Here is a 21,119-nt window from a genome sequence, read left to right as displayed (position 1 = left end):
ACACCCGGGTAATCGTTGGATTACAACGAAAAGTCTCTGCATAAACTGCACCCATGACCGCCGACCTCGTGATCCGCCGCGCCACCGCCGCCGACGTCCCCGGCATCCTCGCAATGCTCGCCGACGACCCGCTCGGCGCCACCCGCGAGTCCCCCGCCGACCTGACGCCGTACCAGCAGGCCTTCGCCGCGATCGATGCCGACCCCAACCAGTTCCTCGCCGTTGCCGAACGCAACGACACCCTGCTCGGCACCCTCCAGCTCACCTTCGTCCCCGGCCTCTCCCGCCGCGGCGCCACCCGGGCCCTCGTCGAAGCCGTCCGCGTCGCCGCCCCCGCCCGCGGCCAAGGCCTCGGCACCACCCTCATCCACTGGGCCATCGCCGAAGCCCGCACCCGCGGCGCCACCCTCCTCCAACTCACCTCCGACAAAACCCGCACCGAAGCCCACCGCTTCTACCTCAACCTAGGCTTCGACCAATCCCACGAAGGCTTCAAACTCCCCCTCTAACTGACCCGCTTCGGCGCGGCAGTGAAGGTGTTGCAGGCACCGGGCGAGGCGGCCGCGAAGGCAGGGATGGTCCAGTAGGCGTGCGACTTGTAGGAGCCGTGGTCGCGAATCTTGAGCGTGTTGTTCTCGTCGCCCACATGCCGAACGATCGACTTCCAGGTGGCGAGCCGGCGCCCGGTGAGCTTGAAGGCGACCCGATTGGCGCCAAGAAAGGCCGCGCCAAGACAGCTGGCCTGAAGCTCCTTACGCCGCTCGTTCTCCAGCTCGACGGCCTTGGAGGGAGCCTTGCGGGCGCGGTTCGCCTGGAGGATGCCGGCCAGGTTCTGGACGTGGTGGCCGTACTCGTGGGCGATCAACTGCTCGAGGTCGACCAGGTCGCGCATCGGCTCGCCGTCGGCGAACTTCTTCCACTCGAAGCAGATCAGGCCGTCGCGGTAGAACGCGGCCATGTTCGCGGCCGGCAGTCCGCACTCGGCCGTCGGCTTGCGGAGGTCGTACGCGTACACACTGGTCACCGGCCAGAAACGGGCCTTGGCCCGTTTCATCACCGGATCCCAGGCCCGATTCATACACGCGACCATCCCCCGCGCATAAGCCTGCAGCTCGTCCTTGTCGCGCGCACTCTCCGGCAACACGCACCGAGCCACCCCCACCCGCCCCGCCGCGTACAACTTGTTCACGGCCGGCGACTGCGGCACGGTCCTGGTCGCAGTCGGTGTCACCTTCGGCGTTGAAGCAGGGCTCACCGTCGGCGCACTGACAACCGGCGGGGACGACGTCGTCGTCGCACACCCGGCGCCCACCGCCAGCACCACCAGACCGATCCCCCAGCGCATCATCAGCTCACGCGCGCAGCCGGGGCGGTGAAGGTGTTGCAGGAGGCGGGGTTGGCGGACTTGAAGGCGGGGCCTTCCCAGTACCACTGGTTCTTCTTGGAGCCGTGGTCGCGGATCTTCTTCGGGTTGAACTCGTCACCGCTGTTCTTGGTCTGGTACTCCCAGATCCGCAGCCGGTTGCCGGTCAGGCCGAGGGTGGACTTGTTCGAGCCGAGGAAGACGGCGCCGAAGCAGCTCGCCTGCAACTCGCGCCGACGGGACCACTCGAGCTCCTCCACCTCGGTCTTGGCCCAGCCCTGGCGTGACCAGACCGCGGTCAGCATCTCGGTCATCTCCTGGACGTGGTGACCGTACTCGTGCGCCATCGTGGACATCATCCAGGTCCGGGCCTCGAGCGGAGCCTCCTGGTAGCGCTCGAGGTCGTTCTTCCAGCTGATGTTGATGCTGTCGTCGACGCTGCAGTAGAAGGCGACGTTCTCCTCGCCGGCGCACTCGGCCGCGCCGGTGCCCGTCGGTTTCTTGCTCTGCAACTGCAGCTTGGGTGAGGTGAACTTGTATCCGGCCTTCTCGATCAGCGGCTGCCACGCCGCGTCGAGGCACGGCAACAATCCCTTGTAGTACTTGAGGATGTTGGATTGGGAGTTCGGTTTGACCGTCGGCTCCGTGCAGTTGGCGGCGGCTAGTTTGCCGGCTTTGTAGAGCTCGTTCTTCTGTAGCCGCACCGCGTCCGGGACGCCGGGGACGGTGACTGTGACGGTGGGGTCGGGGAGGGTGGGGATGGGGGCTGGGGATTTGTGGACGGAGGGGCGGGAGAGGGGGCTGTCGACGTCGCTGTCGTAGGTGCTGATGGCTTTGTAGACGGCGGTGCCGACGGCGGCGGTTGCGATCAGGGTGAGGGCGGAGAGGCCGGCGATGACGGCTTTGGAGTATTGGCGTGGGGGTGGGGCGGGTGGGCCGTCGGAGGCGAACTGGGCGCCGGTGCGGGACGACGGGGAGTGCCAGCCGACTGGGCGGGAGCCGCCGGGGCGGCGGCCGCCGGTGAGGGGTGGGAGGGGGGCTCCGGTCAGGGGGGCCGGTGGGGGGCCGCTGTAGTCGGACGTGGCTTCGGGGTCGGCCGGGAGCGGGCGGGCGCTTCGACGGAGGGCCGACTCGCCGGGGTCGGAGAGGGCGCGGGCCTTGCCGAGCTCCAGTGGTTGCTGACGGCGGCTGGCGTCGGGGCGCGCGGCGCCGCCCTCCGAGACGGCGGGGGTCTCCCCGCTGGGCGTCGGCGTACCTCCGGCAGGCGGTGTGCTCACACCGTCGTCGGGCGTTTCCTCAGGCATTGCTCGTCCCTATCGCTCGTCGCAGTGCCCGTAACATAACTCAACCGACCTGGCCGGCCGCCGCCGTGAAGGTGTTGCAGACGCCGGGGTCGGTCTTGGCGAAGCCCCGGTTCATCCACAGTGCGAGGCTCTTGGCCGAGCCGTGGTCGCGGACCTTGCCCTGTTTGCGCTCGTCGCCGCCGTTCTTGATCTGCTGGTTCCACTGCCGCAGCAGCTCGTTGCGCAGCGGGAAGCTCGCCTTGGCCGCACCGAAGAAGGTCGCGGAGAAGCAATAGGCCTGCAGCGCCTGCCGCCGGTCCTGCTCGAGCTCGGCGGCCTTGTTCGCGGCGCCGTCGCCGACGTTGGCCGACGACTCGAAGATGCCGGTCAGGTTCTGCAGGTGGACGCCGTACACGTAGCCGATCGCCTGCGCCATCGAGACCCGGATGCCGGCCCGATTCTTCGGGTAGAGGTCGACCTCGTCCTGCCAGGGCATCGTGACGCTGCCGCCCTGCTCGTCCGCGCAGTACACCGCGAGCTTCCGCTGGACGCCGCACGCCGTCTCCTGGTCGTCGTCGAAGACGATCAGCCGCGGTGACCGGAACTCGAACCCGGCCTTGCTGACGAGCGGCTGCCAGGCCTTGTCCAGGCAGGAGATCATCGCCTCGTAGTAGGCCTGGACGTTCTCCTTGGACGTCGGCCGGAACGCCGGCTCGGGGCACTGCACGGTCGCCAGCGGCCCGACCGCGTAGAGCGGGTTGCTGCGCAGGACGTCGGCGTCCGGCGTCGGCTTGCGCTGCTGCTTGGCCGGCTCCTCACCGGACTTCACCGACGGCGAGGTCAACGGGTTCGCGAACAGGCCGTCGCTCCCCGACAGCAGCTTCGTCCCCGCATACACACACCCCGCGACCACCAGCAGCACCGCGACCACGATCGCCGCGATCAACGCCTTGGACCGCTTCTTGTGCGGATCGAACGCGAGCGGCTCCGGGTGGAAAACCGCCCGGTACGCCGCTGCCGCCACATCATCGGCCGGCGGCGGCCCGAGCCGCGACCCCGACAACCCGGTCCCGTCCAGCCGCGATCCCCGCAGCTGCGGCGCGGCCTGCCCGTCGCTGTCCGCACGCTTCCCGACGCGCGGAGTAGGCGCCGCCAGCGGCGCGGACCCGCGCAGCGCGCCCTCCTGCTCCTCGCCGCCGCTCCCCGCACCACCCGGCAGAAAATGCCCAGGCCGTGGCCCGTCCTGCTCAGCCATCTCTCCCCAAACCTCTCAACGTTCACCCCCGGCCCCCAAACCGGCGGCTGATCCTAAACCGGACCAGACCCCCAACCCCACCAAATTGCACCTTTTGACATCCGCTGAAGGCCGGCTGGACGACGTGAGGGATGCTGGAGTCATGAGCTGGGCTGTTTATGCGGTGCGAGGGCCAGGGGGCGTGCGGCGCCTCGAGGACATGCCGGACGGGTATGAGCCGCCGTCGGTGGGGCGGTCGGGTGAGGTGGTTGACGTCGTCCGGGAGGTGGTGCCGGGGGTGGACGTGAGCAAGCCGTCCTGGCTGGTGCTGCGCAGTGACGAGTTCGATGTCGAGATGACGATCGGGAAGGGGATCGAGGTCCGCGACATCACGTTCTATCTGAACGACGGGGCGCGATCGATTCCGATCGTGATGGAGATCAGCCGGCGGCTCGGGGTGACGCCGTACGACACGGAGTCCGGCGACTTCCTCACCGAAGAGTCGCGGCCGCCGGTGCCGCCGCCGCTGACGCCGGACGAGATCCGCGCGAACAAGCCGAAGTGGTGGAAGTTCGGCCGCAAGTAACTCCGGGCGCTTCCCAACCGTCGATCGGCATGGACTAGAATCAGGGCGATCGTACAGGTCGAACGCCCTGGAGATGCGCATGGCGGTAACGAAAGGCGAGCAGGTCAGGCGGCGGCTGCTGACCGCCGCGGCGGAGCTGATCGGGGAGCGCGGGTGGTCGGCGGTGAGTACCCGCATCCTCGCGGAGCACGCCGGTGTCAGCGCGAGCGTGGTGCATTACCACTTCCCGTCGATCCAGGCCGTGTTGTCCGAGGCCGCGGTCACCGCGATGCGGGAGGTGCTGGAGACCTCCCAACAGGTCTTCGCGGTGGCGACGAGCCCGGCGGACGGCGTCGACGCCCTACTCGCCTCCGTCGACCAGTACTCGGGGACCGACCCGATGTCCCGGCTGTTCGTCGAGACCTACCTGGCCGCCGGTCGCGACCCCGAGCTCCGCGACCGGATCGCCGGGCTCGTGACCGCCTTCCGCACCCAGATCACCGACTGGCTCGCCGCTCATCAGGTCGCCGATCCGGCCGCGTCAGCCGCCATCCTGGCCGCCGCCGTCGACGGCCTGCTACTGCACCGCAGTCTCGGCCCACTCGACGACCAGGTCGGCGCAGTCCTCCGTCGAGTGGTGATCCCATGCGAGTGATCGTCTGCGGCACCGGCATGGCCGGCCTGGCCCTTGCACACCGGCTGCACGCACTCGGTCAGGAGGTGGTCCTGCTCGAGCGATCCACCAGCCCCCGCGACGAGGGCTACATGATCGACTTCTTCGGCCCCGGGCTGGACGCGGCGCGCGAGCTGGGCCTGCTCCCCGCACTCCGCAAGATCGCCTACCCGATCACCGAAGCAGTCCTGGTCGACGAACGTGGTCGCCGCCGCGCCGGTATCGACACCGCCCAGGTCGCGGACGGCGAAGTCCTCAGCCTGATGCGCCCCGATCTGGAACACGTCCTGCGCGATCAGTTGCCGTTAGCAATCAATATCCGGTACGGCGCTCCGGTCGTCGAGGTGGATCCGGACGGCCCCCAAGTGACACTCGCGGACGGGACGACGCTCGCAGGCGACGTGGTGATCGGTGCCGACGGCATCCATTCCACCGTACGCCAGCTCGCCTTCGGCCCGGAATCTCAGTACCTGCGGCACCTCGGCTTCCACACCTCAGCGTTCATATTCGACGACCCACAGATCCGCGACCGAGTAGCCGGCCGCTTCTGCCTCACCGACACGATCGGCGCCCAGTTCGGCTGTTACCCGCTCCGCGACGGCCGGGTCGCCGCCTTCGGCGTCCACCGATCGACCGACCCAGCCCTGCCGACAGACGCGCAAACGGCGATGCGGACGGCGTACGGCGAGCTGGGCTGGGTCGTCCCGGAGGCGCTGGCTGCTTGCCCGCCCGAGCTCTACTACGACCAAGTGGCCCAGATCGTCATGCCAACCTGGCACAACGGACGGGTCGGCCTGGTCGGTGACGCTTGCCAGGCGGTCTCACTGCTCGCCGGGCAGGGCGCATCCTTGGCGATCGCCGGCGCCTACGTCCTCGGCGGCGAACTCGCCCGCGCGGAGTCCCCCGAGGCCGCATTCACCGCGTACGAACGAATCTGGCGGCCGGTCGTCGAGGAGAAACAACAAGTCGGCCGATCCGCCGCCCGCTGGTTCCTGCCCGCCTCCCGCACCCAACTGCTCGTCCGCCGGTTGATGCTCCGGACGCTCAAACTCCCCGTCCTCCGCCGCCGGATCCCGGCCGCCCTGGCCGGAAAATCCACCACTCTCATCCGCGACCTGAGCTGATCAGGCCGGACGCGTCGCGGTCAGCCTCGCAATCTTGTTGATGCGATGCTCGGGGTTGCCGAGCGCGTCCCGCCAGTAGTTGCCGGCGGCATTGTCTTCCGGGGTGGCGCAGGTCGAGATGGTCAGCATCGCCTGTGTCGGCCGGACGCCGGGCCGGCCGGGCACCGCGGCATTCTGCTGCGCCTTCTCGGCCGGCTTGCGGAACGAGATCGTCATCGTGTCGTTCACGACGTAGTCGTAGACCGTCCCGCCGACGGTGATCAGCACGTGTGCGCCGTTCTTCAGCTCCGGCACCCGCTCCAGCGGCCGCCCGTGCGACACCCGATGCCCGGTGATGATGAAGTTGCCGATCTCCCCCGCGCCCACACCCCCGGCCCGCCCGCGCGGACTCGCGGCCACCCCCCGATCCTGGATCACGGTCCCGGGCCGATCGTCCGCCGTCCCGGTGTAGTACACGACTCGCAAGCCCTGGACGCCGATCGCCGGGATGCTCATCGTCACCGGCCCGGTCGGCCGCGGCGTCCGCGGCGCCGATTTGCTGGGCGCCGGTTTGCTGGGCGACGGCGTACTGGGCGGCGGCGTACTCGGATCCGGGGTGACCGAAGCCGGCGGCGGCGCCTCTGACCGCGGCGCAGCGACCGGCGCGTCCGTACAACCCGCCAGCACCGCCAACAGCAGCACAAATCCTCCGACCAGCCTCACCCTGCGACGGTATTCCGCCGCACCGAAAACCTCCCGAAAGTGCCCATGGAAACGATTCGATGCAGGCCGTAACGATTGTCGTCCGGCCCCGCTCCCGATAGTCGTAGGGCTCCGTTTTCCAACCTCCCAAGGACGACGTATGCCGAAAATTCGTGCAGCGCTGGTGTCGGCGATCGCCGTCAGCCTCGTGCTGCCAGTGGCGCCGGCCGCGACCGCGGCCCCCAGCGCCGAAACTCTGCCGCTGAACTCGACCGCCATCCCCGACCGTTTCGCGGCCCAGCTGCTCGACTGGCACCTGTGTCGCGCCGACGAGCTGCCGTTCGCGCCGCCCGCCGGTGCGGAACACCTGGAGTGCGCCACCTACCGGACGCCGCGCGACTGGGACAACCTCGCCGACAAGCGCGAGCTCACGATCGCCATCAGCCGGCTGCCATCGACCGGCGTGGCCAAGGCCTCGGTCGTGATCAACCCGGGCGGCCCCGGTCAGCCCGGCCGGATCTTCGCCGCGAAGCTGCGCAGACAGAAGGAGCTGCTGGCCGAGCAGGAGGTGATCGGCTTCGACGTCCGCGGCACCGGCCACAGCACCAATGTCAGCTGCGGTGGCGCCTTCGGCCGGATGGCGAGCGGCGACTCGCGCGATCGCGCCGACGCCAATCTGCGCCTGATCCTGAACAACACCAAGGGCATCGTCGAGGAGTGCCAGCGCAATGCCGGCGACCTCGGCCCGGTGATCAGCACGCTGCAGACGATCAAGGACATGGACCTGCTCCGGGTGCTGCTGCGCCGGCCGAAGATCAATTACGTCGGCTGGTCCGGCGGAACGTGGCTCGGCGCCTACTACGCGCAGGCCTACCCGAAACGCGTCGGCAACTTCGCGCTGGACTCCGTCGTCCGCTTCACCGGTTCCTGGGAGGAGAACTTCCGCCGGCAGCCGATGGGCTACGAACGCAAGTGGCGGGTGGACTTCCTGCCCTGGATGGCGAAGTACGACAAGGTGTACGGCTTCGGCACGACCAGCGAGGACGTACGGCAGCAGTTCGAGCAGATGCGCAAGGTGATCGCGGCCAAGCCGATCGTCTACAACGGCGTCCGTCTGTCCCCGGATGCCTTCGACCAGCTTGCCCGCGACGGCATCTACTACACGGCGCAGTACCCGACAACGGCTTCGATGCTGGTCGACATCCGCACGCTGACCAGCGCGGCGCCCGCAGCGGCCAAGTCGGCGGCGGCCCAGCGGATCCAGCGGCGCCAGCAGGCCGTCGACACCGATCTGCAGGCCGCACCGATGGCCGCGGACGCGTACCCGTCGACGTTCTGGTCGATCCTCTGCAACGACGGGCCCTGGCCGACCACCGAGGACGGCGCCATCAAGCAGTCCCAGCAGTTCCTCGACGACGGACTCACGCTCGCCGGCGGTCAGTGGGTCATGCAGCCGTGCATGTACTGGAACCGGCCGCCGACGCAGTTCCCGGTGATCGACGGCAAGGGCGTGCCGCCGGTGCTGCTCGTCCAGTCCGAACGTGATCCGGCGACCCCGATCGAGGGTGCGCTCGAAGCGCATGCCGGGTTCGCGAACTCGCGGCTGCTGACCGTGACCGACGAAGGTCAGCACGGGATCTACGCGAGCAATCCGCCGTACAAGAACCTCCGGGTGGACGAGCTGGTCGACACCTTCCTGTTGACAGGCCAACTGCCGGCGGAGAAGTCGGTACCGGGTATGCCGCCGCAGCCGCCACCGGGCGGCTAGTCGAGGACGTCGAGCTCGGCCGGGCCGACACGTAAGGCGCCTGAGGTGATCGGGGTGGTGCGGACGCCGCCGCGGCCGCGTAACCCCTTCATCGCACCAGGGGCGAGAACGACGTTCATCCAGGCACAAGGGTTGGCGGGTCGGTGGGCCTCGAAGGTCACCGGCCCGTCGCCCGAGTCCAGCGTGAAGCGCCGATGGGTGATTGCGCCGGGCGGGGCGGCGAGAGTGTCGATGGGGAAGCCGCGGAGGACGATGTTGCGCCGGAGGAGCGTCGGGTCGGCCGGCGTCAGGAGCCCCAGAGCTTCGACGGAGGCGACGTCGAGGAAGGTGATCGCGGCGTTGCGGTGGATGCGCTGCGCGTAGTACCGGTCGCCGACGATGCCGAGACCGGCGCGGATCTCGATCGCGGTCCGGCTGATCGGCTCGGGGTCGGGGCGGGGACCGTCGGCGGGGCGGCCTTCGAAGGCGTGCACGGGCGAGACGACCAGAGCGACGATCTCGACCGATGTCCGCACGCCCCCACGGTACGGCGGTTCAGCCCCAGGTCAACGGATCCAGCAGCCGGAAGAAGTCGAGTCGCCGGTGATCCGGCTCCACCAGCCCGTACGCCGCCAGGAACGGCCCGGGGTCGACCGACCACTCGTCGTACAGCTGGATCGTGGTCAGCGCCAGGTCGGCGTACCGATCGGCGACGCCGAGGCGGCCGAGGTCGATGAAACCGGTCACCCGCAGCGTGACCGGGTCGAAGAACACATTCGGCAGGCAGGCATCCCCATGACAGACCACCGGCTCCGCGACCGACTCGACATAGGGGCTCTCCGCAACCACTCGGTCGAGGAGCGACTCCGGGGTCACCGCCCGCCACTCGTCGGTCAGGAACTCCGGATTCACCGCACCCCGGCGGACGACGTCCGTCGCGCCGGCGATCACCGACGCGAGCGGCCGCTCGAACGGGCAGCCCGGCAACGAGTGCAGCTCGCGCATCGCGCGTCCAAGACTCTCCATCGCCCCCAACCACGAGGACGCCGGCAGGTCGACCCCCGCCACGCCCGGGACCGCGCTCGTCACCAGACACGCGCCGCCTGTGGACTCCTGCCAATCGACGACGGATGCGCCCGGCACCGGCGTCCCCGCGAGCCAGGCGATGCGATCCCGCTCCGCCGCCAGCTCGGCGATATCCGCGCTGCACTTGGCGAACACGTCACCTCGCCGATACACCGCCGCGCCCGACTCGCCGACATCGATCGGCTCCCACCCGGCGCCGCTCGGCCTCATCGCGAGGACTCCCGGACGATCAGCTGCCACGGGAAGTCGAAGACCTGCCCGTCGGCGCCTTCCCGATCGGTCAACCGGCCGACGATGATCCGGGCCAGCGCCTCGTTGAAACCGACCGGCCCGACGGTCGATAGCGACGGATCCAGATGCTCGCCTTCGGGGGTGTTGCCGACGCCGACCACGGCCAGGTCGCGCGGTACGTCGATCCGCAGCCGGTGCGCGGCCCGGACGACGGCGATCGCGGCGAAGTCCGTCGTACAGTAAACGGCGGACGGCCGGTCGGGCTTGCTCAGCAGGGTCATCGCGGCCCGGTAGGCGCCCTCGGGATGCCGCTCGAACACCTCGATATCGGCGTCGACGATCGGTTTGCCGGCTGCCTTCAGCGTGTTCAGGTAGGCGTCGAAGCGGGCGAACCCGGAGGTGCGCGAGGTGAGCGCGCCGACCCGGTCGTGCTGGGCGAGCAGGTGCTCGACGGCCAGGTGACAGCGCGGCTCGGCCCCGCTGCGGATCACGTCGAACCCGCGCGGCTCCAGTGTCTCGCCGAAGGCGACGATCTGGACGCCTTGCGCCGCGAAGGTCTCCAGCTCGGCGACCTCTTCGGCCTCCGGGCCGACACTGTCGATGAAGATCACATCGGGCGTCCGGTTCGCCAGGACGGTCCGCCAGTCGCCGTCGGCAACGATCAGCGCGGTCTTGCCGAGCGGGGCGACGGCGGCGCTCACGGTCGACGCGACGGCCTGGGACCATGGGTCGGCCAGCACGTTCAGCGACAGCAGCACCAGATCCGACTTGCCGGTCCGGATCGCGCGGGCGGCGTCGTTCCGCCGGTAGCCCAGCCGGCTCGCGACCTCGCGGACCCGGTCGGCCGTGGAGTCCTTGATGGTGTGACTGCGATGACGCCCGGACAGCACGTAGGAGACGGTCGCGACCGAGACTCCCGCCTCTTTCGCGACCATCCGCAGGGTTGGCCGATCAGCCGGTATCGACATACGGACGATTCTTGCAGAAATCAGCCCTTGACCGCGCCCGTGATGACGCCCTTGGTGAAATGCCTTTGCAAGAACGGGTAGACCATCGCGATCGGGACCAGGGCAACGACCACGACCGCCATCTGCAGTGATTGCGGCTGCGGCAGCGGCTCGACGCCGAGTTGGTCTGCCGACAGCGACTTACCCTGCAGGACATACGTCCGCAGGATGACCTGAACCGGCCATTTCGACGTGTCGTTCAGGTAGAGCAGCGCGTTGAAGAAGGCGTTCCAGAAGCCGACCGCGTAGAACAGCCCGACCACCGCGATCACTGCCTTGGACAGCGGCATCACGATCCGGCGCAGGATCATGAAGTCGCCGGCGCCGTCGATCCGCGCGCTCTCCAGCAGCTCACCCGGCACATTCATGAAGAAGGTGCGCAGGACAACGAAGTTGAACGCGCCGAGCACGCCCGGCAGGATCAGCGACCACAGGCTGTCCAGCAGACCGAGCTGCTTGACCACCAGGAACATCGGGATGATGCCTGGCGCGAACAGCAACGTGAACAGCACCATCAGCAGCACCGGTCGCCCGAACAGCACCGGCCGTGAGGTCGCGTACGCGAGCGCGATCGTGACGGCGAGCGCGATCGCCGTCCCGACCAGCGTCACGAAGACGCTGACCAGGATCGCCCGGCCCATCAGCCCGCCGCTGAACAACGTCTCGTACGCCTTGAGCGTCGGATGCGACGGCCAGAGCACGTAGCCCCCGGCGTCGATGATGTCCTGATCGCTGGCCAGCGACGTCGAGACCACGACCAGGATCGGGATGACGATCGCGAGCGCGAAGCCGCCGAGGACGACGGCTTTGATCGCCTGGTACGCCGGGGCCGGCTTCTCTTTCCACACCGGCCTCATGAGCTGCCCCTCCGCTGGAAGATCCCGGGTTCGCCGAGGCGATGGGCGAGGGAGTTCGCGCCCCACAACAGCAGGGCGCCGACCACGCCCTTGGCCAGCCCGGCCGCGGCCCCGCTGCTCCAGTCACCACCGACGACGCCGGCGTAGTACGTGAAGGTGTCCAGTACTTCGGCCGCCCCGGGGCCGACCGAGTCGCGTTGCAGGATGAACTGTTCGAAGCCGACGCTGAGGATGTCGCCGATCCGGAGGATCAGCAGTAGCACGATCACCGTGCGCAGCGAGGGCAGCGTGATGTGCCACAACCGGCGCCAGCGGCCGGCGCCGTCCGCGGCCGCTGCCTCGTAGAGCGAGACGTCGACCGTGGTGAGCGCGGCCAGGAAGATGATCATCGCCCAGCCGGCGTCCTTCCAGACCAGCTGCGCGACGACGAGCAGCGGGAAGGTGTCGGGGTTCGTCATGAACGGGATCGGGTCCAGCCCGGCCTGCCGCAGCAGGTTGTTGACGAACCCGGCCCCGCCGAGCGACTGCTGGAACAGCGTCACCACCAGCACCCAGGACAGGAAGTGCGGAAGGTAGGCGATGGTCTGGAACCAGCGCCGGATCCGGTTGCTGACCAGGGAATCCACGATCAGCGCGAGTGCGATCGGGACCGGGAAGAACAGCAGCAACTGGACGCCGGCGAGGATCAGCGTGTTCCGCAACGCGTCCCAGAAGTCGGGGTTGGCGTACAGGTTGACGAAGTTCTGCAGGCCGTTCCACTCGCTGTGCATGATGCCGAGGTACGGCTGGAAGTCCTGGAACGCGACCACGTTCCCGAGCACCGGCAGGTAGAAGAACAGCAGCAGGAAGACGACGCCGGGGACCATCAGCAGAACCATCTGCCAGTCCCGGCGCCACCGCTCGGCGAACCTCACGAGACCGGCACACTCGCCGGCAGCACGGCGGCGAACTCGTCCCGCATCTTGTCACCGCCGCCGGACTTCCAGCGCTTCAGCGCCTCGTCGTACGCGCCGATCTGCTGCCGGCCGGTGACGATGTCCACGATCGTGTCCCGGAACGCCGCGGTCAGCTTCGGGCCGACCTTGCTGCTGGTGTCGGAGTACGTGCCCGCGGTCGGGTTCCGCATCGCGAACTTCAGCAGCTCCTGTTCGGTCTGGTGGATCTTGCGGGTGTCGTCCGGGAAGGCCGGGTTGAAGATCACGCTCTCCGGCGAGTTCATGATCGTCAGCGCGCTGACCAGACCGGGCGCCTGCTGGGTGCCGGCCTTGGTCAGCACCGGGTTCTTCTTCGCGTCCAGCTGGTACTGCTGACCCTCGACGCCGAAGTTCTTCTGCAGGTACTCCTTCGTGCCGAACGGCGCCGACAGGTAGTCCATCAACGCGAGCAGCTCGCGGATACGGCCCTCGTCGGTCTTCTTGAACGGCGTGAACCCGACCGTCCCGTAGCCCATGTCGTAGACCGGCTTGGCCTTTCCGTCATGCCCGAACGGGATCAGCGTGTCGACGAACAGCGTCGGGTCGAGCGCGCGGAAGTCGGCGGTGGCGCGCGGGCCGACCGTGACCTGGGCGGCGATCTGGCCGTTCACGGTCTTCGGGGTCGCGTCGGCCAGGTTGAGGTCCGGGTAGAAGACCTTGGCGGCCCAGAGTTTGGCGGCGTACTCGACGGCGGCCCGGTAGTTGTCGGTCTCGTAGAGGTGGGTGAGTGAGCGGTCCGCGTTCACCCGCCAGCCGTTCGGGGCGCCGAACCACTCGCCGAACATGTGCAGCATGTTGATGATCGCCGGTTCGAGCGCGTAGTTGGTGCCGTTGCTGAGCTCCTTGCACTTGGCGAAGAACTCGTCCGCGCTGGTGCTCTGCAGGCCGCCGACCTTGGCCCAGGTCCGCGGGTTGCCCATCATCACCTGGCCGAACGGGGTCGACGGGATCGGCGCGCCCCAGATCTTGCCGTTGACCACCGCCGTCCGCCAGGACGCCGGCTTCAGCGCGGCCAGGTTCGGGTACTCCAGGACGGCGTCCCCGGACAGGTACTTGGTCAGATCCTGGAACTTGGCTTCGAGCATCGGGCCGATGTTCGGGATGCCCTGGTTCGGCGGCAGCCACATCAGGTCGGGCAGCGAGTCGCCGGCCAGCAGCGTGGCGAACTTCTCCGGATAGCCCGGATCGGTGCCGATGGTCAGCTTGAGCTCCGCGCCGAGCGCCTGGTTCAGCGCCTGCCACATCGGGTTGCTGCCCATCGGGGGCGGCGGTGTCGCGAACGTCTCGGTCAGCGCGGTGACGGCGTTCTTCAGCGGCGGCGCCTTGACGCTGGCCACGGCGTCCGCCGGGAACTGCAGGAACCCGGGCTCGAGCCCGGTCTCGGCCCCGGCCAGATCGGGCCGCAGCCCGGCGAACGGCCGGTACGTCGGCAGCTTCAGCTCACCGGACGCCTTCGCGCCACCGCTCGCGGTACCCCCGTCACCGCAACCGGCCAAGGTGCTCCCGGCGACCACCGCCGCCCCAGAAACCTGCAGAAATCGCCGCCGACTGATCATAGCTGCTCCAAGCCACAGTAGAGTGCTCATTAACGCTCACTTAAACGTTAACCCGGACGGTAAATCACGGCACCCGTCTCTGGCAAGGGACAAACAGAACCGGCGGCCGCCAGCGGGGGTGAACCCCTGGCGACCGCCGGTCAGGTGGTGCTCAGCTCAGCAGCGGACCATCCCGAGCAGGCCGGAGCAGCTGCGGGTGGCCTTGTCGTTCGAGGCGACCGGGTCAGCCGGCGAGCTGGCCGTGCGCTGCGCCGTACCGACGAAGGAACCCGTCGCCAGCATCCCGGTCTCACCGGTGAAGGTGCGCGTCACGCTCGCGCCGCTGGCGAGCGAGGCGACCGCGCAGTTCAGGTTGCGGGTGGTGCCGACGCGGGTGCAGCCGTTCGTCCCGACGTACGTCAGGTTGGACGGGAGCGCGGCGGCGACGTTGATCCCGGACGCGGCGCCCGGGCCGTTGTTCTTGATCGTCGCGGTGTAGGTGATCTTCGACCGCGCGCCGCCCTGGACCGAGCCGGTCAGCGAGACGGCGATGTCGGCCGCGCTGGCCGGCGGGTTGCCAATCACCATGTCCGGGCCGGAGGTGATGTCGAACGAGTAGTTCTCGCCGACGAGCTGGGTACGCAGGATCCACGCCCCGAAGACCGGGTTGTCGATCACCTTCAGCGTGTAGGTGACCTCCCGGGAACCGCCCGGCTCCAGGTCGCCGAACGACGAGCGGACGTGACCGTCGTACTCGTAGCAGTTACCGGTACACGAGAGCAGCGTGACCCGGTCGAGCAGGATCGAGTCCTTCGAGTACAGAGCGCCCTTCGCGCCGACGAGCGTGAAGGTCTCCTTGTTGAACAGCGTCTGGTGGACCGTGAAGACGGTCCCCGGCTGGAGCTGGGTCTGGCTGGCCGTGACCGTACTGGTCGGCGGATCCTCAGCCATCGCCGTCGCCGGAGCGATCAGGGTGGCGCCGGCGACGATCGTCACCAGCGCAGCACGAAGCAGATTCGCGGCACGCACGGTATTCCCCCCACTATTCGACTGAATACTTCCCCCACCGCCTGAACGGCGATGCAGCAGATTATGCTGCCCGCGCCCAGGACGCACAACTACTCGAATCAGCCGTTTGAGCGGACCGCCAGCACTCACCAACCTCCCCGGCGGGCGGCTGCGAGCCCTCCGCCAGGCGTGCGCCGACGCCGTTCCGCAGTGTTGGTGAGTGTCAGCGGTTCGTGACCTCGAACGCCACGATCGCGGCGGCGACGGCGACGTTCAGCGACTCGACGCCGGCGTGCAGCGGGATCTGCAGCTCCGAGTCGGTCTGGACGGTGATGCCGTTGGTTTCGCCGCCGAGCACGTAGACGGCGCGCGGCGCCAGCTCGGTCCGGAACAGCGAGTCCCGCGAGCGGGCGGACAGGCCGTAGACGTGATAGCCGGCCTCGCGGAGCAGGTCGACCGCGGTCCTGGCCGTCGACGTGTTCACGATCGGCGCCTGGAACGCGACCCCGGCCGACGCCTTGATGACGAGCGGCCCGACATGCGGCGTACCGGCCCGGGGCAGGATGACGCCGTCGAAGCCGGCGCCGGTCGCCGTCCGCAGGATCATGCCGACGTTACCGGGGTTGGTGACGCCGTCGAGCAGGAAGACGTTCGTCGGCCGCTTGCCGCGGGCGCGGACGAACTCCTCCAGCGGAGTCATCCGCGGCGCGTTCACATCCGCGACGACGCCCTGGTCGTGTTTGCCGTTCCCGGCCAGCCACTTCACCCGGCTCGCGGTCGCCCGCTCCACCGGCGTACCGGTCCGGTCGGCGGCGCGCAGGATCTCCTGCAGCGAACCGCCCGTCGCATTGTCGGCGACAACCACCTTCGCCACCGACAACTTGGGATCGTCCAGCGCCTCGAGCACCGGCTTGCGCCCGAAGATCGTGATCCACTTGTCCCGCGGCGACTTCTTCCCGTCCACCCGCCTAACCTACTGGAGCGGGTTGGTCGCCTTGCCATCCAGCCACAGGGTGTTCGACTTGTCACCGTGCGGACCGGAGCGGCCGACGTGCTTGTCGGAGATGGTCGGGCCGTTCTTGATCACGTGCACGAGCGCCATCGCGTGGCCGCGCCCGAGGTCGTAGTCGGATTTGAGCCAATCGCAGATCACGGTCGCCTTGGCGTCGGCGTACCCCTTGGCATGCGCCTGCTCGACCAGCGCCCGCGGGGTCAGCCCGGTCTTCTCCTCGATCTTGTCCAAGTACGCCTGGAACGACATGGTGTCTCCTTCGTCAGGATTGCTGTCACCCCTGCGTCGAGCGGGCTCGCCGGTTCTCGACACACCTGCGGACAATTTCCACCGAGCGGTCGACATCCGCCGCGGTCGTCGTCCAGTTGGAGACCGAGATCCGCATCGCGGGCTTGCCCTGCCAGGTGGTGCCCGACATCCACGCGGTGCCTTCTTCCTGGATGCTCTGGACGATCTGCGGGGTCTCCGGGCCGAAGCTCACCAGGACCTGGTTGAGCCGGACTTCGTTCAGCACATAGGGCTCGAGCTGCTCGGCGAACCGCCGGGCCATCGCCTGGCACCGGTCGACGAGCTCCGTGATCCCGCTGCGCCCGAGCGCGCGGATGGCGGCGTACACGGCGAAGCCCCGGGCCCGGCGGGAGAACTCCGGGTTGTAGTCCAGGGGGTCGCGCTTCTCCGTGTCGTGGATCAGGTAGGCCGCGCGGACCGCCATCGCGGCTTGATGGGCCTCGGGGTGCGCGCAGAAGACCAGACCCGAGTCGTACGGCACATTGAGCCACTTGTGCGCATCCGTCGCCCAGGAATCCGCCTCCGCGAGCCCGGGGATCGGCTGGGTGAGCGCGCTCCACAGACCGAACGCGCCGTCGACGTGGACCCAGGCGTCGCCGGACAGCGCGCAGATCTCGTCCAGCGGATCGATCGCGCCGGTGTTCACGTTGCCGGCCTGCGCGCAGATGATCGTCGGCCCGTGGCCGAGCTCGCTTGCGAGGGCGTCCGGGCGCATTCGGCCTTGGCCGTCGACCGCGATCGGCACGATGCACCGCGTCCCGAGCCCCAGGAACCGCAGCGCGCGATCGACCGTGTCGTGCCGCTCAGCGCCGACCAGCACGCGGATCGGCGGCGCGCCGACCAGGCCGTCGACCTCGACGTCCCAACCGGCGTTTCGGAGTACGGCGTGCCGCGCGGCGGCGAGTGCGGTGAAGTTGGCCATCTGCCCGCCGGTGACGAACCCGACCGAGGTCTGCTTCGGCAGCCCGAACAGCTCGACCAGCCAGCCCGCGGCGATCTCCTCGACCATGGCCGCGGCCGGGGCGGCGGCGTACAGGCCTGCGTTCTGATCCCAGACCGTCGCCAGCCAGTCGGCCGCGAGGGACGCCGGGGTCGCGCCGCCGATCACGAACCCGAAGAACCGCCCGCTCCCCGTGGCGACGAGGCCGCCTTCAACCCCTTCGGCCAGATCGGTGACCACGTCGACGGGGTTGGCCGGTTGGTGCGGCAGTGGGCCGCCCAGCCGTGCGCGCAGTTCGTCCGCCGTCACGGATGCGCCGACCCGCCGTACCGGCAGACCTTGTAGATACGTCATCGCTCGCGCGTAGGCCTCGCCGAGCGGGCCCTCCCAATCCGGCTGCATAGCTCCTTTGTACGCCGATTCCGGCGTACAGTGCCGCCAATCTGCTGGGGAGGAACTCGTATGAGCCGTTGGTCCGCCATCGCCGGCTACTCACTTGTCGGCGCCGCCACCCAGCTCGTCTGGCTCAACTTCGCCGGCGTCACCACTGTCGCGGCGATCCACTACGCCGTCTCGGAAACCGCCATCGGCTGGCTCGCGCAGGTCTTCCCGCTGCTGTACGTCGTCCTGTCCATCCCTTGCGGTCTCCTGCTGGACCGCTGGTTCCGACCAGCCCTGCTCGCGGGCGCCGTCCTGACCACTCTGGGCGCCTTGGTGCGGCTGGGCGGCGACACCTTCGCCTGGCTGCTCGCCGGCCAACTGATCGCCTCGATCGCCCAGCCCCTGGTCCTGAACGCGGTCACCGGCATCACCACCCGCTACCTGCCGGTCAAATCCCGCCCGACCGGCGTCGCCATCGGCACCGCCAGCATTTTCGCCGGCATGCTCCTGGCCTTCCTGCTCAGCGCCGTCCTCCCCACCGCGGCCGACCTGCACACCATGCTCCTGGCGACCGCCGGCTTCTGCGTGGCAGCCACCGCCGTCCTGGCCGTCGCCCTCCGACACCCCGGCTCGGCGGAGCCGACCACGCAACCCACCTTCGCCGCCCTCCGCACCGCCTGGTCCGACCCCCTGATCCGCCGCCTGGCCCTCCTGGCCACCTTCCCCTTCGGCGTCTTCGTTGCCCTCAGCACCTTCGCCCAGCCCCTCCTCGAACCAGCCGGCATCCCCAACACCACCGCCAGCCTGATCCTCCTCCTCAACGTCATCGCCGGCGTCCTCGGCAGCGCCCTCATCCCCATCTGGACCGCCCGCCACCACGCCGAATCCCCCTACCTCCTGACAGCCCTGGCCCTCACCGCCATCGCCCTCCTCACCCTGGCCCTGGCCCCCTCCACCCCCACAGCCCTGATCACCATCACCCTCATCGGCCTACTCCTCCTCCCCGCCCTCCCCGTAGTCCTCGAACTCGTAGAACGCCGCTCCACCACCTCCGAAGGCACCGCCACCAGCCTCATCTGGCTAGCCGGCAACGCCGGCGGCCTCCTCGCCGCCACCGCCACCGGCCTCCTCGTCAACCACCCCCTCCCCGCCTTCCTCCTCCTCACCCTCCTCCCCCTTCTGGCCCTCCCCGGCGCCCACACCCTCCGCCACCACCTCACCCCCACCACCCGCTAAACTGTCCCCGCATCACCCGCCGACGTGGCGCAATTGGCAGCGCACCGCTCTTGTAAAGCGGTGGTTAGGGGTTCGAGTCCCCTCGTCGGCTCTCTGACCTCGCAATATAAGTGCTCGCTGATCGTCATAGCGGTGAGCAGGCATGGGAAAAGCATGGTTTTGCGTCGGATCACTCGACGTTCGCCACCAGAGCTCAGTGACCCTCAGAGCTCCGGGTCACGGGGCGATTGGTACCGCTCATGCACGTCCCGCATCGCGGCTTCGAGGTGTTGAGCCGCATCCGGATTCCGCCGGCGACGCCCAAAATAGTCGTCGACTGTTGTCGAGGTTTGCGCGTGACCGAGTTGGTCTGCGACCTGCCGAGGCGTCTGCCCGGCATCCTCGAGAATCGTCGCCGTCGACTTCCGCATCGAGTGCGCGGTCACCCACTCGAGTTCGTCGGCCAGCGACCGCAGACCAGCTAGTTCTGTCAGCTCCAGGAGAGCCGTCCGATCTGGGCGACTGAGGTTGTAGGCGCTGGCGAGACTCTGAACTTCTTCTACTGCGAGCCTGACGCGACCGGTCTCAAGGAGACTGATCCGGGTCTTCCTCCAGCCGAGCTTTTCTACCGCCTGCACCTGGGTGAGCCCGGCGGCCACCCGGTGGTCACGAAGCCGCTTTCCCAACTCCAGTCGTCGCTGGCTGCCGACGGGCCGGCGCGCATCCCGCAACGCCTTCTGCACATTGTGAGGATCCCTGAATCCCCCTTTGGAGTCCGGGAAGATCGGCGCGTCCGGCGATATCCCTGCACTCCACCGAGCTTCCAGCATTTCCACAGCCCAGGGTGGCAGCCCTAGGACTCGATCACCCGCGACCGACTTCACCCGCCGTCGCACGAGTCCGCGCTCCTTCACGCGCTGAATCTGGTGGCTGCAGTCGACCTCACCGGTCTCCAAATTCACATCGCGCCACGTCACCGCAAGCGTCTCGCCGATCCGCTCACCGGTGGCAACCATGAACTTCGAGATGTCGATCAGATCAGCCCGGACTGCACGCTCGTCCTTCGACAGCAGCTCAAACCACTGGTCGAGCTCGTCGCCCTCCAGTGCCCGAGGCGGCTTCTTCTTCGATGTCGCACGGATCGTGATCTCGCGCACTGGATTCGCGGTCAGCGCTCCATGTGTCACTGCCAACGCGCACGTTCGACTCACGATCGTGCGGCACGTCTTCGCCGTCGCTGCGCCGACCTCGTCTCTGATCGCCTTGATCACGCCGTTGATCCGAGGCGTCGTCAGCTCATCCAGCCGAAGCTCACTCACTCGCGGAGCAAGATTCTTGTCGTACTGGTACCGGTAGGTCTGATAAGTATTCGGCGCCAACACGTCCTGGGCAATCAGATCCTGCACGTCCGCCAGAAACAGTTCCACCGCCGTCCCAACCCGATCACTCGACTTCAGCCCGCCGGCGTCGCCGATCCGCTGCCGCGCCTTGAGCGCCACCCGCAACTTGTTCTCGGCATCGGCCTTCGTCCCACCCCACCGACTCACCAACCGAGTGCGGCCGTCCATGTCCCGGTGGTAAGCCCGAGCCTGATGTCGTCTCGGCCGGCCAGCCTCGTCCCGGCTCACCACCTGCGTCCAGATCGTCCCCCACGTCCCCAACGGCAACGGCTCCCGCGCCACACAGCCTCCTTGTCCAACACCCCACCGGGGGGTGACTGAGGCCTGCTCAACGTCTCAGCCCACACGACTTTCAGAATTCAGGCGCATCTTGGCGCCAGTCACGAGACCTGTATCCCCCGGGTCACCTCAAGCGACCGTCCAACCTCGCCGCAGCCACGACTCAGGCCGACCGTGCAGCATCGACGTCACCAGGCGTGACGCACCGACCGAACCTGCCCATGCAAATTTCCTCG

Annotated in this window: 21 protein-coding genes and 1 tRNA gene; 7 read left to right on the top strand and 15 right to left on the bottom strand. The window is 68.5% G+C overall.

Annotated elements, in window-relative coordinates; genetic code table 11:
* The first annotated feature begins 53 nt into the window (after window positions 1-53).
* Window positions 54-509, top strand: coding sequence for a GNAT family N-acetyltransferase (locus HPO96_RS35265; RefSeq protein ID WP_171678818.1), 456 nt, complete (start codon window positions 54-56; stop codon window positions 507-509).
* On the opposite strand, the gene HPO96_RS35260 is transcribed toward HPO96_RS35265, so the two are convergent.
* The 3 genes from HPO96_RS35260 to HPO96_RS35250 are packed head-to-tail and all read right to left on the bottom strand — an operon-like array spanning window position 506 to window position 3,901.
* Window positions 506-1,348, bottom strand: a complete 843-nt coding sequence (locus HPO96_RS35260; protein ID WP_171678817.1) for a neutral zinc metallopeptidase — start codon at window positions 1,346-1,348, stop codon at window positions 506-508. The two genes, HPO96_RS35265 and HPO96_RS35260, sit on opposite strands and share 4 nt — an antisense overlap.
* Window positions 1,348-2,667: a neutral zinc metallopeptidase gene (locus HPO96_RS35255; RefSeq protein ID WP_171678816.1), complete on the bottom strand. Its 1,320-nt coding sequence runs from the start codon at window positions 2,665-2,667 to the stop codon at window positions 1,348-1,350. Before HPO96_RS35255 ends, HPO96_RS35260 begins: the two co-directional genes overlap by 1 nt.
* Window positions 2,668-2,707: 40 nt before the next feature.
* Window positions 2,708-3,901, bottom strand: coding sequence for a neutral zinc metallopeptidase (locus HPO96_RS35250; protein ID WP_171678815.1), 1,194 nt, complete (start codon window positions 3,899-3,901; stop codon window positions 2,708-2,710).
* Between the two features lie 199 nt (window positions 3,902-4,100).
* On the opposite strand from HPO96_RS35250, the gene HPO96_RS35245 reads away from it, so the two are divergent.
* From HPO96_RS35245 to HPO96_RS35235, 3 genes are all read left to right on the top strand, one after another.
* Window positions 4,101-4,466: a hypothetical protein gene (locus HPO96_RS35245; RefSeq protein ID WP_238355860.1), complete on the top strand. Its 366-nt coding sequence runs from the start codon at window positions 4,101-4,103 to the stop codon at window positions 4,464-4,466.
* A 79-nt stretch (window positions 4,467-4,545) separates the two neighbouring features.
* A complete protein-coding gene (locus HPO96_RS35240) occupies window positions 4,546-5,100 on the top strand; it encodes a TetR/AcrR family transcriptional regulator (protein ID WP_202886810.1) in 555 nt (184 codons plus the stop codon).
* Window positions 5,091-6,242: an FAD-dependent monooxygenase gene (locus HPO96_RS35235; RefSeq protein WP_171678812.1), complete on the top strand. Its 1,152-nt coding sequence runs from the start codon at window positions 5,091-5,093 to the stop codon at window positions 6,240-6,242. Before HPO96_RS35240 ends, HPO96_RS35235 begins: the two co-directional genes overlap by 10 nt.
* Here the strand turns inward: HPO96_RS35235 and HPO96_RS35230 are convergent, their stop codons facing one another.
* Window positions 6,243-6,944, bottom strand: coding sequence for a class E sortase (locus HPO96_RS35230; RefSeq protein ID WP_337796938.1), 702 nt, complete (start codon window positions 6,942-6,944; stop codon window positions 6,243-6,245).
* Window positions 6,945-7,083: 139 nt separating this feature from the next.
* Here HPO96_RS35230 and HPO96_RS35225 point away from each other — a divergent pair, with 139 nt between their 5' ends.
* Window positions 7,084-8,691: an alpha/beta hydrolase gene (locus HPO96_RS35225; RefSeq protein WP_171678811.1), complete on the top strand. Its 1,608-nt coding sequence runs from the start codon at window positions 7,084-7,086 to the stop codon at window positions 8,689-8,691.
* Here the strand turns inward: HPO96_RS35225 and HPO96_RS35220 are convergent.
* From HPO96_RS35220 to HPO96_RS35175, 10 genes are all read right to left on the bottom strand, one after another.
* Window positions 8,688-9,206: a molybdenum cofactor biosysynthesis protein gene (locus HPO96_RS35220; protein ID WP_171678810.1), complete on the bottom strand. Its 519-nt coding sequence runs from the start codon at window positions 9,204-9,206 to the stop codon at window positions 8,688-8,690. The two genes, HPO96_RS35225 and HPO96_RS35220, sit on opposite strands and share 4 nt — an antisense overlap.
* 19 nt (window positions 9,207-9,225) lie before the next feature.
* A complete protein-coding gene (locus HPO96_RS35215) occupies window positions 9,226-9,966 on the bottom strand; it encodes an aminoglycoside 3'-phosphotransferase (RefSeq protein WP_171678809.1) in 741 nt (246 codons plus the stop codon).
* Entirely contained in the window at window positions 9,963-10,955 is a 993-nt protein-coding gene (locus tag HPO96_RS35210; RefSeq protein WP_171678808.1) for a LacI family DNA-binding transcriptional regulator, read from the bottom strand. The genes HPO96_RS35215 and HPO96_RS35210 overlap by 4 nt, the downstream gene beginning before the upstream one ends.
* A 20-nt stretch (window positions 10,956-10,975) precedes the next feature.
* A complete protein-coding gene (locus HPO96_RS35205) occupies window positions 10,976-11,851 on the bottom strand; it encodes a carbohydrate ABC transporter permease (RefSeq protein ID WP_171678807.1) in 876 nt (291 codons plus the stop codon).
* Window positions 11,848-12,729: an ABC transporter permease gene (locus HPO96_RS35200; protein WP_171678806.1), complete on the bottom strand. Its 882-nt coding sequence runs from the start codon at window positions 12,727-12,729 to the stop codon at window positions 11,848-11,850. The genes HPO96_RS35205 and HPO96_RS35200 overlap by 4 nt, the downstream gene beginning before the upstream one ends.
* A gap of 32 nt (window positions 12,730-12,761) precedes the next feature.
* A complete protein-coding gene (locus HPO96_RS35195) occupies window positions 12,762-14,381 on the bottom strand; it encodes a type 2 periplasmic-binding domain-containing protein (protein WP_202886809.1) in 1,620 nt (539 codons plus the stop codon).
* A 156-nt stretch (window positions 14,382-14,537) separates the two neighbouring features.
* A complete protein-coding gene (locus tag HPO96_RS39805) occupies window positions 14,538-15,389 on the bottom strand; it encodes a DUF11 domain-containing protein (RefSeq protein ID WP_171678804.1) in 852 nt (283 codons plus the stop codon).
* Between the two features lie 202 nt (window positions 15,390-15,591).
* Window positions 15,592-16,332, bottom strand: coding sequence for an RNA methyltransferase (locus tag HPO96_RS39800; protein WP_171678803.1), 741 nt, complete (start codon window positions 16,330-16,332; stop codon window positions 15,592-15,594).
* 9 nt (window positions 16,333-16,341) lie between these two features.
* Window positions 16,342-16,629: a DUF4287 domain-containing protein gene (locus HPO96_RS35180; RefSeq protein WP_171678802.1), complete on the bottom strand. Its 288-nt coding sequence runs from the start codon at window positions 16,627-16,629 to the stop codon at window positions 16,342-16,344.
* A gap of 25 nt (window positions 16,630-16,654) precedes the next feature.
* The gene (locus tag HPO96_RS35175; protein WP_171678801.1) at window positions 16,655-18,010 is read right to left on the bottom strand and encodes a pyridoxal phosphate-dependent decarboxylase family protein; all 1,356 of its coding nucleotides are present in this window, start codon (window positions 18,008-18,010) and stop codon (window positions 16,655-16,657) included.
* 60 nt (window positions 18,011-18,070) lie between these two features.
* On the opposite strand from HPO96_RS35175, the gene HPO96_RS35170 reads away from it, so the two are divergent.
* Both HPO96_RS35170 and HPO96_RS35165 read left to right on the top strand, forming a co-directional pair.
* Window positions 18,071-19,225 carry an MFS transporter gene (locus HPO96_RS35170; RefSeq protein ID WP_171678800.1) on the top strand — a complete coding sequence of 385 codons (1,155 nt, stop codon included), beginning with the start codon at window positions 18,071-18,073 and terminating at the stop codon, window positions 19,223-19,225.
* 18 nt (window positions 19,226-19,243) lie between these two features.
* Window positions 19,244-19,316: transfer RNA gene (locus HPO96_RS35165), tRNA-Thr, on the top strand.
* Window positions 19,317-19,428: 112 nt separating this feature from the next.
* Here HPO96_RS35165 and HPO96_RS39795 read toward each other — a convergent pair.
* On the bottom strand, window positions 19,429-20,703 hold the full coding sequence (locus tag HPO96_RS39795) for a helix-turn-helix domain-containing protein (protein WP_171678799.1): 1,275 nt from the start codon (window positions 20,701-20,703) through the stop codon (window positions 19,429-19,431).
* Window positions 20,704-21,119 lie beyond the last annotated feature (416 nt).

Source organism: Kribbella sandramycini (genome assembly GCF_013131805.1).
Classification (GTDB): Bacteria; Actinomycetota; Actinomycetes; order Propionibacteriales; family Kribbellaceae; genus Kribbella; species Kribbella sandramycini.
The sequence above is the reverse complement of the archived record's forward strand: the minus strand, read 5'-3'. Positions and strand labels throughout refer to the sequence as shown.